15 protein-coding genes are annotated in these 15,963 nt (G+C 51.1%); 7 read left to right on the top strand and 8 right to left on the bottom strand.

Annotated elements, in window-relative coordinates:
- Window positions 1-26: 26 nt before the first annotated feature.
- From ABXT62_RS06915 to ABXT62_RS06900, 4 genes are all read right to left on the bottom strand, one after another.
- Window positions 27-1,070: a D-alanine--D-alanine ligase family protein gene (locus ABXT62_RS06915; protein WP_415357869.1), complete on the bottom strand. Its 1,044-nt coding sequence runs from the start codon at window positions 1,068-1,070 to the stop codon at window positions 27-29.
- Between the two features lie 2 nt (window positions 1,071-1,072).
- Window positions 1,073-2,422, bottom strand: coding sequence for an ATP-grasp domain-containing protein (locus tag ABXT62_RS06910; protein ID WP_415357868.1), 1,350 nt, complete (start codon window positions 2,420-2,422; stop codon window positions 1,073-1,075).
- Window positions 2,423-2,447: 25 nt separating this feature from the next.
- The gene (locus ABXT62_RS06905; RefSeq protein WP_415357867.1) at window positions 2,448-3,272 is read right to left on the bottom strand and encodes an O-methyltransferase; all 825 of its coding nucleotides are present in this window, start codon (window positions 3,270-3,272) and stop codon (window positions 2,448-2,450) included.
- Between the two features lie 787 nt (window positions 3,273-4,059).
- A complete protein-coding gene (locus tag ABXT62_RS06900) occupies window positions 4,060-4,341 on the bottom strand; it encodes a gamma-glutamyltransferase (protein ID WP_415357866.1) in 282 nt (93 codons plus the stop codon).
- Window positions 4,342-4,496: 155 nt separating this feature from the next.
- Between ABXT62_RS06900 and ABXT62_RS06895 the strand changes: the two genes are divergently transcribed.
- The 5 genes from ABXT62_RS06895 to ABXT62_RS06875 all read left to right on the top strand — a co-directional run bounded on the left by ABXT62_RS06895 (window position 4,497) and on the right by ABXT62_RS06875 (window position 8,671).
- Window positions 4,497-5,057, top strand: coding sequence for a glycine zipper 2TM domain-containing protein (locus ABXT62_RS06895; RefSeq protein ID WP_415357865.1), 561 nt, complete (start codon window positions 4,497-4,499; stop codon window positions 5,055-5,057).
- A 338-nt stretch (window positions 5,058-5,395) separates the two neighbouring features.
- Window positions 5,396-5,581, top strand: coding sequence for a hypothetical protein (locus ABXT62_RS06890; RefSeq protein WP_415358176.1), 186 nt, complete (start codon window positions 5,396-5,398; stop codon window positions 5,579-5,581).
- Window positions 5,581-6,900, top strand: coding sequence for a chloride channel protein (locus ABXT62_RS06885; RefSeq protein WP_415357864.1), 1,320 nt, complete (start codon window positions 5,581-5,583; stop codon window positions 6,898-6,900). The genes ABXT62_RS06890 and ABXT62_RS06885 overlap by 1 nt, the downstream gene beginning before the upstream one ends.
- 134 nt (window positions 6,901-7,034) lie before the next feature.
- Window positions 7,035-7,886, top strand: coding sequence for a DUF1295 domain-containing protein (locus ABXT62_RS06880; protein ID WP_415357863.1), 852 nt, complete (start codon window positions 7,035-7,037; stop codon window positions 7,884-7,886).
- 131 nt (window positions 7,887-8,017) lie between these two features.
- Window positions 8,018-8,671, top strand: coding sequence for an LON peptidase substrate-binding domain-containing protein (locus ABXT62_RS06875; RefSeq protein WP_415357862.1), 654 nt, complete (start codon window positions 8,018-8,020; stop codon window positions 8,669-8,671).
- A gap of 18 nt (window positions 8,672-8,689) precedes the next feature.
- Here ABXT62_RS06875 and ABXT62_RS06870 read toward each other — a convergent pair whose 3' ends face one another.
- The gene (locus ABXT62_RS06870) at window positions 8,690-9,136 is read right to left on the bottom strand and encodes a DUF1499 domain-containing protein (protein WP_415357861.1); all 447 of its coding nucleotides are present in this window, start codon (window positions 9,134-9,136) and stop codon (window positions 8,690-8,692) included.
- A 50-nt stretch (window positions 9,137-9,186) separates the two neighbouring features.
- Between ABXT62_RS06870 and ABXT62_RS06865 the strand changes: the two genes are divergently transcribed.
- Complete coding sequence (locus ABXT62_RS06865) at window positions 9,187-9,933, top strand: DUF547 domain-containing protein (RefSeq protein WP_415357860.1); 747 nt, start codon at window positions 9,187-9,189, stop codon at window positions 9,931-9,933.
- A gap of 139 nt (window positions 9,934-10,072) precedes the next feature.
- On the opposite strand, the gene ABXT62_RS06860 is transcribed toward ABXT62_RS06865, so the two are convergent.
- Window positions 10,073-11,044 (bottom strand): AEC family transporter, encoded by a 972-nt coding sequence (locus ABXT62_RS06860; RefSeq protein WP_415357859.1) that lies wholly within the window; start codon window positions 11,042-11,044, stop codon window positions 10,073-10,075.
- A gap of 259 nt (window positions 11,045-11,303) precedes the next feature.
- The gene (locus ABXT62_RS06855) at window positions 11,304-14,273 is read right to left on the bottom strand and encodes a thrombospondin type 3 repeat-containing protein (protein WP_415357858.1); all 2,970 of its coding nucleotides are present in this window, start codon (window positions 14,271-14,273) and stop codon (window positions 11,304-11,306) included.
- Between the two features lie 520 nt (window positions 14,274-14,793).
- Here ABXT62_RS06855 and ABXT62_RS06850 point away from each other — a divergent pair.
- Window positions 14,794-15,351: a VPLPA-CTERM sorting domain-containing protein gene (locus ABXT62_RS06850; protein ID WP_415357857.1), complete on the top strand. Its 558-nt coding sequence runs from the start codon at window positions 14,794-14,796 to the stop codon at window positions 15,349-15,351.
- 148 nt (window positions 15,352-15,499) lie between these two features.
- On the opposite strand, the gene ABXT62_RS06845 is transcribed toward ABXT62_RS06850, so the two are convergent.
- A complete protein-coding gene (locus ABXT62_RS06845) occupies window positions 15,500-15,946 on the bottom strand; it encodes a pyridoxamine 5'-phosphate oxidase family protein (RefSeq protein ID WP_415357856.1) in 447 nt (148 codons plus the stop codon).
- Between the last annotated feature and the right edge of the window lie 17 nt (window positions 15,947-15,963).

Genomic DNA, 15,963 nt, shown 5'->3' with positions numbered 1-15,963 from the left:
GATAGGGCACGAATTTGCGACACATTTTAGCCACCGTCGATTGCCAACTGCACACTTTCCGCAAAATAGTTTTCCAGTGATATCCCGTGAGCCTCGCACATTTTGACAATCACGCTTCGAGGAGAAAAAGAGCAATATAAACCGGCTTCCAAAAACCAAGGAACTCCGCTTGGGTCAACCCTGAAATCAAATAGACCATAGTGGCGACACCCAAGCGCTGCATAACATTTCAAGGCCGCACTGTGTACGATCTGGGTTACGGGGTCTTCTTGATCAACAATCCAGGTTAGATCAAGAGCGGCTGCCGGCAACTCCAATAGCTCGTCGCGGTCACGCACCAGCTTGTCACTGTGCAAGCGGATAGGGCGCTTATCCGCGTCAACGGCATATTCCTCAAGTGGTAGGCACACCAAACCCTCATCCCTCTGAACAATCCCGCAGCGCACTTCTCGTCCTAACTCTATGTATTTTTCGATCAACACCTGCTCATGATAAAAGTGCGCATCAGCAATTGCATTGCCAAGTTGAGCGGGGTCTGTCACTAAGCTCACCCCGTGAGAGTTGTCAGAACCTACGGGTTTGACCACCACAGGATAAGAGACCGTTGACCTATGCCCTGATAAGCACAGTGCCTTTGTAATAACTTCCCCCTGCGGCACCCTCACGCCGCTTGCCGACACGATATTGCGCGCCAGTACTTTGTCTGCCGATAAGTCCATTTGAAGTGGATTATTGCCTATGAACGGTATGTCTAGAATTCTAAATATGGCGCGGCACTCCGTCATCCCGCGCAAACAAAATAGTTGTGGCAAACCGCAGTCGACACCCATAGACGCAATGATCGCTAACGCCTCTACCGTTTCATATTTCTGTGCGGTCTGCCTGTCGTGTAAAGAGAGAGATTCAGGAAAGCACCAAGCGCCGTCAGGGGACATATGGGCATAGGAAAAACGATACAACGCAATTCCAGACAGGGCGTTAGCGCAGCCTACTGCATACATTTGTGACAGCTCGCAATGAAATGCGTCCGTTGGAGAACCTACCAGCTGTAATATGTGCCTCGGGTGCATGCTTAATCACCACCCTCTTGCACCAGCTTGCCAATATTGAAGTCAATCCGGAGCCAACCACGCTGTTCCTGAAGATCCTTCACCAACAGTGAAGGAATATGCCAGTGATGGAGCATCAAAAAAGGAAGCGGATCACGCCAATTGAACACGGAGTCTTTACCCGTCAAGATTGTTTTGACGACGGCTAGCGCATCTCGAGGTGAGCGAAGCTGATTAACAAATCTCCACAGTTCATGAAAAAGCCAGTAAGTCGGCCGGCAGTTCTCTAACGGCTTGAGTGGATAAAAATCAGCCGTGCTACTGAGATTCGCCATAGCAAGCTCTGGACGGTTACTAAACAGCGTTATGGCAGAGTGGGCCCGCGGATTACACTCTATGGCATAAAATTTCCCATCATCACTCGCGCGTATAAAATCAAACGAGGCTTGACCGGTAAATTCCATTGCTGACACAAAGTGGGTGACCCACTCTTCAATGTCTGCTTGCTCTACGTGCGAATAGTTAATCTGGAACGCCGAAGACTCGCAGCAGCAGTACACCGTCAAAACACCGTTAATAACCGTTCCATGCGTACAGTATTCATCCCCTTCTATAAACTCCTGCAAGATCCAAGGGTTGTCAGTCGATATGGGTAACGATTTGGCAAAAGAAGCGGTTTTTTCAGAAGTTTCAAGAGGCAATCGGGTGAGATCGAGCCGGCGTATTGCGTCATACGCAATGCTCTTCAAAATAAACGGCCGCGACTCGTCAGTAAAGTCGAAATCTACCACCTGCTGAGGGTCGGTGACGAGTAGCGTTTTGGGTACGCGAAGCCCTAACTGCTCTGCTTTCTTGGCAAATTTGTATTTGTCGTCGAGATCGACAATGTTGTCCGGGTCGACATGCACGACGCGGCAGAATGGCGCAAGGGATGGAATGGCGTAAGAATCGTAGAAACTGGCCAGAGGACTGCACACAGGGACGTATTCATCGACGTTTTCTTTCTGAATGATGCTTAACAGAGCCTGAGTGTAATTAGGATCTTGGGGGCCGGGTATCGTATAGAATTTGCTCACAGCGAATGAAAAGCGGTGCCCGGTCGATGCGTACCTCTGCGTTTCAGCAAGAATGACACGGTGCCCGGCCGCGTGAAACGCGCGCGCTAGCGTAAGCGCCTTCGTCATCTTACCGCCACTGATCAGAATCGTTTTCTTGAGTGCAACCTGCTGGTGGCCTTTATGTTCAGCAACAACCTTTGAGACTACCACGTCGATCAAGCGCGCTATTAGTGATACCAGAACCACCACGAGCGTCACGGGCAAGAGTAACGTCAGCCCGGTCGCTACCAGCAGATTCTTCAGCCTTATATTCATAAACAATGTCCGACTATCTGGGCAGTCAAAGAATGCGAATTAAGGTAATGCCATCGCGGATCGGCAGTACGACCTGCTCTACTCGCCGATCAGCCGCGACAAACTGATTGAACTTTTCGATAGCTTCTCCATTGGCACCGATATTGTTACGCGTGTAGGGTTCTCCTTGCATAAGCGTGTTGTCGATGACAATTAACCCACCTTTGGTCAATAACCCGTTGGAGATTACAAAGTCTAGGTAGGCGATATAGCCCGCTTTGTCAGCATCAATAAAAATCAGCTCGAACTGGCGACCCTGATTCGCGAGCGTCAGCAAAGAGTCCTTTGCTGGCCCAACTTCTATCGCAATTTTCGAATTGTGTGCGGTTGCCTCAAAGCAGTGACGGGCAAAGTCAGCTGCATAGGGGTCAATTTCACAGGCAACGATCTCGCCATCAGCGGGCAAGGCCTCTGCCATAGCTAAGGCAGAATATCCTGTAAACAGCCCGATCTCCAAAATCGCTTTTGCTTGCGTTGCATGCACCAGCATCTTTAAAAACTGCCCCTCAATATGGCCTGAGACCATTTCCTGTTCGAGGCCAAGTGTCGTGTCTCCGTCTTGAAACCGTTTTTGCCAATCCTCAGTTTGTGTGCGCTGCACTAAATTTTGCAAATCACCCGATTCTTCAGTCGTAATACTCCCTATATAGGGATTCATACCCTGCGCTAACACGAGCGATTCGGACAGGGTTTCGAGAAAAGAGGCATCAAGATCGGCGATGGACTTGGCTTGCTCACCCAGAGTCCTGAGCTTTTCCACTAAAATATCCCAAGGGGTAACGGGCCTAGCGCTATTTTCCTGCTTACTCACATTGATGTCCTGCTTAGAGGCGAACGTTCATTACTGGCTCGTGTATCAGACAGGCTAATACGTAAGGAGATGGGCTATTGGATCAAGTCAGACTTTAATAATTTCTGTGACTTACAGTCCTGCCTCAACTCAAAGGGGTAAGCAATGCGACAATGCCAAGTGCGAATTGCCTAGAAACAGTGAAAAGATTGCGATTGCGTGCTCACCGTCTCGAGTAACACTTCAGATTAATCGCCGGGAATTGCTTGAAGTTTGCGATCGCTGTGGTGGATTGATAAAGGTCATCGGTGCATCCTGGCCCATCTTCGCGGGAAGAAACAAGGCCGCCCTACCCTATCGCACCGTATGCCAACCTCCCGAGCACCCCCTGGGCCATTACCTCTTTTCGCAGGACGCGAATCCACAGCCCCAAATCAGCAAGGACGCCACTGAAAAATGTGTGGTACGGCAGATTGCATGCTATCGTTCAGGAATGAAAAAATTTGAATTGTGCGATCACCTCAGCGAATAACTTTTCAGGCCAGTAGGCGGGTATTTCGCGAATTTTTCCAGTTCAGTTAGCAGGGTCAGTGACGAAATCTCCTGAACAGCCGGTTTATTTTTCCTATACTTCCAAGCGCAGAAAATATGGCGATGGGGCTGGTATAGTGACTGGAACGCCGTTCACCATTAGTTTCCTTCCGTGCATCCCACTGTCTTTTAACCCTATCCATATCGCCAGCCAACATGTCTTTAGATATCAATATTACGAAAGCAGTAGTCTCCGCATCATTAAACCTTATTAAAATCAATCTCTTATAAGTGTGTTGAAAGGCAGTGTTGCATATTTATCATGGATGGCTATCCAGCCTGCTAGCGCTTGTGGCGATACAATAGATAGAGCATCAGATTTATTTTCACTCCACTCCTGTGCAGTAAATTTTTGCGGTACTCGACCGGAAAAGTTACAAACGCTGCAGCCTTCTTTTTTAGAATAAAGCATGGCTAGGCCAACCCCCAAAATACTACTCATCATGGGTTCCACTACAACCAGGGTGATCGCTGTTGCAATTAATGCGGAATGCATCATCGCCTGCTTTCAAACAGTCTATACCTGCTTGTGTAGCCAACGGATGAGCGCTAGCAACACCGGCGTCCCCCTCAGCAACAAACTGTTCGTTTGTTCTGGCTGGAACTAGACTCGGTGGTCTATACTTCATAGCAACACTCAAAGGATAGCCTGGTATGAACAAGTCGGTTTTGGTTGGAGTTGTGTTTGGCGCCGGTATCGCGACGGCGTTCGGTGGTTTTGCCGGATACCGCATGTTAAGCGGATCGGAATATGCTCAGGTTTTGTCAGCGACGCCTGTCACGGAAAGCGTGCGCACGCCGCGCCAGGAATGTAGTGATCAGTTAGTGACGAGGCAAGAGCCTGTCAAGGATAAGCATAAAATTGCTGGCTCGGTCATTGGAGCCGTAGCGGGTGGTTTACTTGGCAATGCAATCGGTGGCGGAGGAAAAAATACGGCGGCTAAAATAGCCGGGGCTGCGGCAGGCGGTTACGCGGGCAACAAGACGCAAGAAGAAATGCAGAAGAATGACACCTATCAGACGACTGAGCGTGTTTGCAAGACTGTGGTTGATGTAAGCGAGCGCACGGTGGCCTATGACGTTAAATATCAAATTGGCGATACGACTGGTGAAGTTCGGATGGATCACGACCCAGGGGATACTATTAGGTTAACGGATGGAAAGGTGGTGATCGCGCGTGCCCCGGCAGGCAGCGACGTGAGCGATACACAATAAACAGTCTATGCAGTGATTTGACCCCGGCATACGCTTCGCGCCGGTTAAGCCTACGATTGCTGAGATGAATAGCCATGCGGCTGCGAGCAGTGGTACTGCTGATACCGCGGCAGTCTCGCTATTATTGCCGGACCCATCGGGATCATACTCAAGCTCCCACGCCCAGCCCCCCTTAATGCGCCGGTTGCTGACGCTTGCAAACTCACCCGTGATGGCTTCCAAGATGCCACCGGTCACGGACATGACGCAGGGACCGGGGATACGGCGACCCTTCTTTGAACATTTCGCACAAGCGCGACCGCTTGTCGCGGCTGAGACGGTCGCCTGCTATCATAAATGTGCTAATCTTCCAAAAGGGAACGATTTGGAATATCAACTCGTTTGATCAATGGGGTGTCGAATTGGGTAAGGTGCTTGTCAACAACTTCGTTCCCGAGCTGAACTCTGGCGAGGAGCTACCGCTCTCCCATCACAGCTCCAAACAAGACCTTATTTACCGCTGCCTTCAATGGCTTCGCGCCTGATGGAATTACCGAAGACATCTCGTTTGCGGGAGAGTCTGTTCTCTTGGCGCGCGCTCCGCAGACACTCTGTTTGGATTCTGGCCGCATCGGCAACCGGCGCTGTAGCCGCCCTGTTCCGATACCTTGACGATTGGAGTGTCCAGTTCTCACATTGGCTCGCAACGGTTTCACCGTGGATTCAGCCGGCCATGCTTTTCTTCGGCATGATTCTTATCTGTCAGCTACGCGACCGCTTTTTCCGTGGCACTGATGGCACCGGGATTCCGCAGGCCATTGCTGCGTTGAAGATCGAGGACGGTCCGGCTCGCGATCATGTTCTTTCCTGGCGTATTCTTGTGGGCAAAGGACTGCTTCTTGCCATTGGCTTGTTTGCCGGAATGACGATCGGCCGCGAAGGCCCCTCCGTTCATGCTGGTGCGTGCTTCATGTACCTCTCGAATCGCTGGGGAAATTTTCAGGGTTGGCTGGTGCAACGAGGGCTGATTCTTGCCGGCGGCGCAGCCGGGATCGCAGCGGCTTTCAATACGCCAATCGCCGGTGTCGTTTTTGCGGTCGAAGAAATTGGCCGTTCCTTCGAGAAGGAAAATGCAGGCACCATAGTCCGGACAGTCTTGGTCGCGTGTATCGTGTGCATGGCTCTTTTTGGCGATTATTTGTTTTACGGAAAACTCGAAACCCGACTGGAACAGCCGCTGGAATGGCTAGTCGTGCCCGTTCTCGGAGTGGTCTTCGGCCTCCTCGGTGGGCTTTTTGCCCAGAGCCTGCTGCTGACCACTCGCCCCTATGGTCGTTTCTATCGCCGACGTCCCCTGCTGGCAGCCGCCTCTCTGGGCGCGGCAATGGCGCTGCTCGCGATCGTTTCGGACGGATTCAGCTACGGTAGTGGATACCCGCACGCACAAGCCATTCTCATGGAAGGGACCGAGGTCCCCACTTGGGGATTTGGCGCAATTGCTCTGGGGAATTGGATTGCCCTGCTCAGCGGCATTCCCGGAGGTCTTTTTGATCCGAGCTTGGCAACCGGCGCCGCGTTGGGACAACTGACCGCTCCCTTTCTGGAGTTCATGGACCCCCAAGCTGTGATCCTCCTCTGCATGGTGAGCTATTTTTCCGGCGTCGTGCAAAGCCCGATTACCGCATTTGTCATTCTGGTCGAGATGACCGATGCGCGCTTCATGACTCTGCCTCTCGCACTCGCCTCCATGCTGGCTTTCGAGGCTTCCCGCCTGGTCTGTCCGACGTCTCTCTACGAAGGCTTGGCGGAGAACTTTATGAGTAGACTGCGCCCCTCTGAAAACAAGGATCCCCCCCCGACCTGAAGATCCAGCACACGGGACGACCGCGAACCCTTGGGCGGCAGATTCCAGCGTGAGAGAAGCACACGTTCTTGATGGCAGAGCCAGACCAGACTGCGTGTGGTGTAGCCATTGCAACCATTTTGGATGAGGTGTAAATGAAAGCATTTTTCGTCATTGCCATTATTGCCCTAGTGATTACAGGGTCAGGTAGCTGGGGTGGCTTGATGTTTTACTCGCTGCCCGTAATGGCTTGGGCCGTGTTGGGGATTTTCGCCCTTCAAGGTCTGGGCTTTATACCGGCCTTCCTGTATCAGACCGAGCGTTACTACGATTTGATTGGCAGTCTGACCTATATCAGCGCGATCGCACTGGTTCTTCTGTGCAGTGGAGAGGTTGACTTCCGACAAATGCTCATCGCATTCTTCATCCTCATTTGGGCTGCTCGGCTCGGGAGCTTTCTCTTCAGTCGCATTGCGCGAGATGGCGGTGACTCCCGTTTTGATAAGATTAAACCTTCGGCGCTACTTTTTTTTCGCACCTGGATGCTGCAGGGACTTTGGGTCACGGTGACGGCTGGAGCGGCGCTCGCGGCACTGAGTAGTGGCAGGTCTGTTCCGTTGAATATCGTTGATGGTATTGCCATGGCACTTTGGCTATCTGGCTTCGCCGTTGAAGTCATTGCCGATAGGCAGAAACGTCAGTTCAGGCAGGCACACGGTAGCGATACCTTTATTACTACGGGCCTGTGGTCTCTTTCTCGGCACCCCAACTATTTTGGCGAGATCATACTGTGGACGGGTATAGCGTTGCTGACGCTTCCCGTATTGGATGGCGGGCAGTATCTAACACTGGTATCACCCCTGTTTGTCTATCTGTTGCTGGTGCGCATTAGCGGCATCCCCTTGCTCGAGCGCAAAGCCAATCGACGTTGGGGAAATGATCCGGCTTATATCACTTACAGGAAGAACACGCCGGCTCTTGTTCCCAGACTGAGGAAACGCGGTTGATTTGAGACGCGCGCAAACCGCATCGCCCGTTCACTGCTATCTTCCATGTGAAACAGAAACTCGCCGCCCTGCCTGCTAATCCGTTCCCGCGGTGCTAACGTATAATATTTGATATCTCTTGGAGTAAGCCTATGCCAGATGTTGCCCTGTTCCCGATCCCCAGCTCCGTAAACTTCCCCGGGGTCCCCTGCTCTTTGCATGTGTTCGAGCCTCGCTATCGCCAGATGGTGCGCCACTGTATCGATCAAAATTTGCTGATGGGCGTTTGTCATACCGAAAAAGTACTGCACCGCAAAGACCGTGAACAAACGGTCGAGGAAGCACTCAACAGTAATCAGACCACCTATAAGCCCCAAGGCATCTTTTCCGCCGGCCCTGTGGAACTGCTGGAGGAACTGGAAGATGGACGGATGCTAATTCAGGTAGACAACACGATACGCCTTAAACTGGGCGAGGAAAAACAGACGCTCCCGTTTGGCATATGGGCCTGCGAAGAACTTTTGGACGAGGCTCTCGACGAAACTGGCGAACTCACATTGCAACAAAGCCAATCGAAAATCTTACAGCGACTGCTGGCAGTGACCCACGGCAATGAGGACGCTCAGGACATGCTCAATAGCGTTCACTGGCAAGCGATGCCGGCGCAGACGTTCAGCTTCGCCGTGGCTGGACTGCTGGGTATGCCACCGGAGACTTCGCAGGCACTACTAGAAATGACCAGCGCGCAAGTGCGCCTGGATACGGTACTGGAGATGATCAACACCATGGGAACGGCACTCAGCTAGCCAAGTGCATAAACAGCGTCAATCGGCGGCCGCAGCAGCAGCTTCACTGGCCAAATGAGTTCGCAAACTCTCTATGCGTCTCCGATTGGCCCCCATATCGCTGATTCCGAGCCGAGAAGACGAGCGCACCTGGAGTTCACCAGCCTGTCGGTCAAACACCAGCTGCACGTCATCACGGAACTGCATCAGCGGGGTTTTGACTACAGCCTGCAAGAAATCGGGTGTCTCCTCCGTAATCGTCCAATTGTCCTGTTGCGCCAGCCATCGCTTAAGCGCTTGCCACTGTTCAGTTGTGGCCTGCAGGGGTGCAATAGCGCTGCCACCGGTGCCACTGTAGCTGTTGACACAGTTCGGCAGCATCCCGCAAGGAGGCAATACCGTATCGGCGCCCGGTTGTTCCGGCGCACTAGTGCAACCAGCCAAGATAATCGTTAACAAAGGAATACAAAGGTGTCGTTTTTTCATAGCATTACTTTAACGGTTTCCTCTGCAGAGTGATATTAGGAGTTTCAATTATGTTCAGATTACCGCTTCGATTTAGTGTACAAAAAATACTGCTCGTGGCCCTACTGTTTATGCCGTTTCCAGCGGCCGCCGAGCTCGACCTAGAAACGTGGGACGCACTACTCAACAAGGCGGTCATCGACGGTGACGTGGACTATACCCAGTGGCAGCAAAATCCAAGCTTTGATGCACTGGTAGATCAGATTGGCACTGCTGACACCAGTGAAATGGGTCGGCAAAAAAAGCTGGCCTTCTACATCAACGCCTATAATATCCTTGCGGCCCGCGGCATACTCGATGGCAGTTCGCCCAGCACCATGCTGGGGCGCTACGTGTATTTCAAACGCGACGGATACCTCGTAGCCGGAAACCGTATCACCCTGCATGTGCTGGAGCACGAGCTGATTCGCCCGCTGCAGGAACCGCGCATTCACTTCGCGATTGTGTGCGCAAGCCAGTCCTGCCCGATTTTGCAATCTGAAGCTTACACGGCGCAACACCTAAATCAGCAACTTACCGTGGCCGCAATGGGCTTCATCAACAATCCGAAACATAACCAGTTCAACCCAGCCACTCGGCACGCAGAACTGTCCAGTCTCTTCAAATGGTTTGAGGAGGATTTCGTAGCTGCCGGTGGCTCACTGCAGGCCTACTTGGCGCCTATGGTCGACAACAAGGAAGTGGCAGACCTTCTAGCGCAAGAAGCATTTGACATCAGCTACCGCAAGTACGACTGGAATCTCAACGGCACGCGTTAGGTCGCAGTCACAGCAAGTAATGTCTGCCGCTCATCGTATCGTGACGCCTAACAGCTTTTCTGCTTTTAACTTTCGATAGGCTTATCTAATTCAGCATCGCTAACGTGTGCCTGTATTCATCGCCCGATCAACAGACCCTCTAACCTGCCAGTGCCTTAAACAAGGTCGGGTCAACACTTGATGCAAACAAAATAAGACCAAAGATGGTAACAACCCCTATGACGGTGGTTAACGCAATATGTCCTGCCATTAGTTCCGGTTCAAAATTATACTCTTCTGCCAATATATAGGCTGTTTTTGGCGATGGAACGGCTGCGATTAGCACCAAAGCAAAAGTTTCCAGATTATTTAAATGCAACAGCACTGCAACTAGATAAGCAATTGCTGGACATATGATCATTTTGAAAAATGACATGACGCTTAAAATTTTCCAATAATCCTTTATATTAGCCCACATAATTCCGGCTCCTACGGCAAATAAAGCTACCGGTGCTAAAGCAGAACCCAATGTGGTGAAATAACTTTTTGCAACCGCAGGCATTGGAAGATTTGCGGCTGAATATAGAATGCCTAAAAAGCCGGACAATACGATGGGGTTTTTAAAGATCTTAAGGACATCTTTCAAAACACCGTATTTCACTTTTTCGGTATTCTTATTGATACTTTTATTCATAAAATAAATAACAGACGGCATAAAAATTGAAACTACGATGACCGAAGAGACAACCGCTAAAATCATCCCTTTGCTACCCGCAACTAGCACCAAAATAGGCAGCCCAATAAAAGCTGAGTTGCCTAGAGAGACAGAATAAGCAATCAGTGCGGCAAACCCTGTGGATTTTTGGGGGTAACACTTTTTAATAAAAAACATCCAAGGGAAAAAACAAATAGCAATCGCTATTATCGTGGCAAAAATAAAATCCCAATGGAAAATTTGTGACAGCGGCGCGGTTGCCATGCCAATAAAAATGAGGGCGGGTGCGGCAACATTAAAGATAAAGCTAATTAAAAAATGCGGCGTTTCTTGCGGCAAGATTTTAAAATGGATGCATAAAAAACCGGTAAGCATAATTAAGAACATGGGGATGAGAATGTTAACCACTATTTCCATTGCCGACTCCTCGTAAACTTTCCATGCCTGATTAGACACCGAATACTGTTATTTTATAAGGCTACAGAACATCATCGTGGTCGCAACAATCACTGCAGAGGTTTTCATCCATGCGGGCGGAGCAGAGGGTGCTGGCGGTTTGACCGTGGCAGGGCCACATAGAACGTATTGATGGACAAAATTCGTGGCAGGAAAGTCTGTGCTTTTAGGGAATGAGACTACGCGCAAATGATCGATTACGCGTAGCCGCTTGCCAAGGCTATTCGCAGCCAGCGGGCTTAGTGCAAGCGTCACCCGTGCCATCGTTATTAGTATCCGTCTGATCAGAGTTAGGAACTAACGGACAGTTATCGATCGCATCTGGAACGGTGTCAGAGTCACCGTCGTTGAAGAGCGGATCACACGCATCGCCGACGTCATCACTATCAGAATCCTGCTGGTCATTGTTGGCAGCAGCGGGACAGTTGTCCAAGCCATCCAGATAGTTGTCACGGTCACGATTGATCCCCATACGCGTACCAGAGCCAGGCGGAACACAGGTGTAAGTGACCGGACCGTCGGTAACGGCGAGAGCGCGAATGACTGCATCAGACACGACATCATCCGTGTCTGTGCGGAACTGCCCGTTTGCCAGACGAACGGCCCCGAACTCTTTACCTGCCATGCTCCCCTTCACCACCAGCTCGCATTCAGTGACGGTGCCGCCAAGTATCAATGATTCAAAAATTGCCCCTGCGCGCGCAGCCAGCAGATCTATACGCGGATTAGCCCACACCGCATTTAAGGCCGTCAGCGTCACCTGCTGGCCCACAATCGGAGCAAGATCAGTGTCAAATGCGTAGGAGAAGTGCGCCATGTTGCGGTCCTGCTGTTCATTCAGACGAGTGAATAGCGGTGAAGAAACAAAGGTCTCCAGAGTGTCTATTGTCCCATCATGCAAAAATCCAATGCCGCCTATTTGGTCACCATGGTGCGTGCCACTGGTGTCGGAATTCAAGGTTGTTGAGTGCCCGAACTTACCGACCTTTTTATACATATTACGCATCGTGGGAACCTTAAAGGTCTGAGGCTCTCCCTCAAACGTTTGGTCACCACTAGTGCCAAAAAATCCTTGTGCAGGGTCGAGTTCATGACAACCTTCACAGGACGCCGGGCCGTCCATATTAGAAAGGAGGAATCGATTCGCACCATCTTGCTGCGCGGCATTCAAAGAGTTGTCCAAGGCACGAACTGGCCCCGGCGGGATGGTAATCTGCAGCGCAAAATCTTTAAACGCGACCATTTCACTCATGGTGATCGTACCCCACATACCCGAAAGACCCTCAAAAGCGCCAATAAAGTTTAAAAACTGGAGTGCCTCCGAGCAGTCCGCTCCGGTTGGCTCACTACACGGATCCAGACCAGCCTGACCACTGCCCCGATCGGCACGCCAATGCATTCCACCCGCAACGGCCAGCCCCTGCAGCGACTGCGTTGCCATGGGGCCTTTCATGGCATGAATGAACTCGTCAATAGGCAGCGGTAGAGCGGGAGAAGCATTATTCGTGTTTATCGCAATCGCATGGTCAGGGTCACCCAAATTCCAGACCAACTTGTCCCATTCGCCAAAGGGGTGGCAGCTGGCGCAATTCATTTCACCATTACCCGAGGTTGCATTAGCGTCGTACAAAAACTGACGTCCATCGACTACGGATTGTGGCTCGGGGTTGTGCAGGGAATGCGTCGCAACAATGCTATTATTCGTCAAGTCAATAATCTCAATCTGGTTTGCGAATCGAGTTAACACGTACAGCTGATTATTATTTTCATCGAGGGCTATACCGGCAGGCCCACCCCCGGTAGAGATGTAGTCAGCGCTTTTCGCCGTGGGATCGAAATTTGTCGCAAAGTTTACATCCTCTATGTCCGCCGCATTAAACACCGCCACTTTCGCAGAACCATAGGCCGCCATGTATATTGTCGCGCCATCACTGGACACCACCATCTCCAGCGGTGTCGCAAGACTATGAGCTTTCTGTGCCTCGATAGCGGCATGGTCCGCGTCATCATCTGTATGCAGCATACTGTAATCAATGTGTTGATTAAGGTGCTTGGGACTCACGCCACCATTAGCAGGATTGATTACCGTGATGCGGCTTTTATAGGCCTGCCCCTGAACGGTACTGCCGCCGTGAATGCCGGGGCCCTCAAAAATGATTTCGTTATGTGCATCAGTGTTGCTCACATAGACCTTGTTCGTCACAGGGTTAATGGCCATATTAAAATTTAAGGTGCCGACACTTTTATATTCCGCAACGGTATCTAAGGTGTTGGCGTTGAAAGCGAATACGTCTAAATCGGGAAGATCGTAATTGACAAAACTACTCCAATCCGTCCCATCGGCATCAAGCCACGCCGAGCCATTAAAGTTTACGATAGCGCCAACAGAAGGACGCGGCACACCATCTGCGTCGGTGCTCGGCCCCGGTGCATTGCTCTGAACCTGACCTGCGCCGACAACGGCGGTCTGGTTGCCGGAGAAAAAAGCCGCGACGTAGACGGTAGTCCGATCCGGCGTTACCACTAGCGGCCGGGGACTATCTGAATAAAAACTGAGTATTTCGATGGGGTTCCCACCGACTGACGGACCTGGATTGTTAGCGTCAAACACCCAAACGTCTAGACGCCCTATACTCGGGGTGAGAAGTCCGGGATCACCCGCACCCGGCACAGTAGCAATTGAGGGATGCTCACGGTGCTGGCCTCTGTGTGAAGTGGCAATAAATGCTCGGTCAATGTCGCCTGTGCCGGCAAACTGAATATCTCGTGGCTCATCGCCTACCAGCAGTGTGCGCACGACTTGCGGTGGGTTGACGGTAAGATCAACAATGCTCACACTGTCGGAAAGAAAATTGACAACCCATACTTCGCTATTGTTACGCGCCACCACGGAAACCGGCTCCATACCTACAGGCACCGATGCGGTTTTGGTCAGCGCTCCGTCCGTGATAGAGAAGATTTCAAGGTGGTTGTCTGGCGTGTTGACCGCCAGCAGTGTGTTACCGTCGGGGGTCAGTGCCACCGGCCTGACCGGGCCAGCCTCGAAGGTGATGAAATCCACCGCCGCCACGGCCATCGTCGGCACCACTGTCAATATCGCGCTGAACAGCAACACGAAACACGTCGCAGATCGACGCATCAGGGTCATTATGCTCCTAACATTAGCTTTTGTGGCTTTTGTGGCTGGCATGGTATTTCCTTTATTTTCTTTATTTTCTTTATTTCCCGCCGCATCCAAGCGCGGCCCATTTAATGCATGGTCAACCCTGTATACGCCTGATCACGATACTATCGGCCGGCTGCTCTTGGCAATGACGGTGTAAAGATATTTTACACTCGAAACGGTCGCATGAGAAGCGATACGAGTGCCCCCTCGAATTCAAAATAATACATATAATTCAGTGGCTTGAGAGTACTAATGCTTCACTTACCCTAGAAAACCTTCCAAGGCGTTGCTCTCCTGACCCGCTTTACGTGTCAGGATATTTTACACTTGGGCGTATTGCGAAAAGGCCATATTGGCTTTAATCATTGAAAACATTACATTTTCTATTATTTGGCATGTCATTTGCAGTTACATCAATTACGTATTCACTAGTCGGTTGTGACATTTGGGTACAACTTGAGCATTTTGAGCGTTCTCTCAACCGTTGAGTGAAAACCCGAAGGGCTAAATATATAAGAAGAATTAATCACGTGGAGTCTCCACTATGAATAGATTCAAATTACGAAATTTTGGCTTGGCTATTGCAGCGACCCTATTGTGTTCTTTACTTGCTGTGTCGGCACAGGCAGCCACTGTCAGTGACACTGATGATGATCTGACGATTACGCTGACTATATCCGATACCATTACTGAAGGTCTCGATGCTGTCTGGGGGACCCTAACCGTTGCTATCACAGAAGTCGACCATGTCCTGAACGCAGGTGATGAGGTCGAATTGTGGGTCTATGACAATGACGGGTATTTCTCGGATACTGAGTTGTGGGCCTTCAATTTCGCGGTTACCAGTGCAGAAGAGGCAGCTAAAGCAGTCAATCGTACATTCGATGTTTCTTGGTTGGCCATTGGCACTAGCTATGATGTCTATGCCGAAGCAGAGGTCGATAAATATGCAGCATGGTGGTATCAGGACGACAGCGCTGCAACAGGAGAGATTAACGTTTTGGTTGAGCCCCCATCAGCAGTGCCTATCCCCGCCGCAGCTTGGCTGTTCGGTTCAGCGATACTCGGATTATTTGGGATAGCTCGACGCAAAAAAGCGTAGACGTAGCCCTTGTCTACAGCCCCGCATGTCGGGGCTTTTTATTGCCTGTGATTGCCGAGACTGTATTCGCGTTGGTGATCGAGTTGCCATCCAGCAAGATGCCCAGACATTAGACCTCTTCAGAGCACGGCTAGAACCCCCTCAATCTTCATCGCGTGCCCTGCCCGCGCACCCACCGCGGCCGGATAGCAATGGCATATTCAGTGAGGACCTGCTTGCGCATGCCGGTAGCAATCGGTCCGTTCGGATCGGTTAAATAACGGTTGATTATGCATTCGGTCATACGTCCACCGTCTGCGAGATCGAGCGATGCAAGCCCCTGGCCACGCAACAGCTTAAAGCGCTGACCGTCGAGCGCGATCTCAAACGCGCAGCGCGGGTTGGCCGCCAGATTGCGGCGCAACAACGTGCGGTGTTGCGTGATACACCAAAAAATACCGTCTTCGTAGATAGCCCACAGTGTGGAAATCAGCGGGAAGCCGTTCGGCGACTGCGATGCCAGCCGCACAGGGCTGGCAAGGTTGCTCAGTAACGTCGTGATTTCACTTTCAGCAAGAGAGCGAACACGGCGGATAGCGGGGTTAATGTCGGACATACCCTAGCTTAACAAAT

Origin of the sequence: Halioglobus sp. Uisw_031 (assembly GCF_047729875.1) — a bacterium.
Lineage (GTDB): Bacteria > Pseudomonadota > Gammaproteobacteria > Pseudomonadales > Halieaceae > Marimicrobium.
Note: the sequence above shows the minus strand (reverse complement) of the source record. Positions and strands in the feature narration are given on the sequence as shown.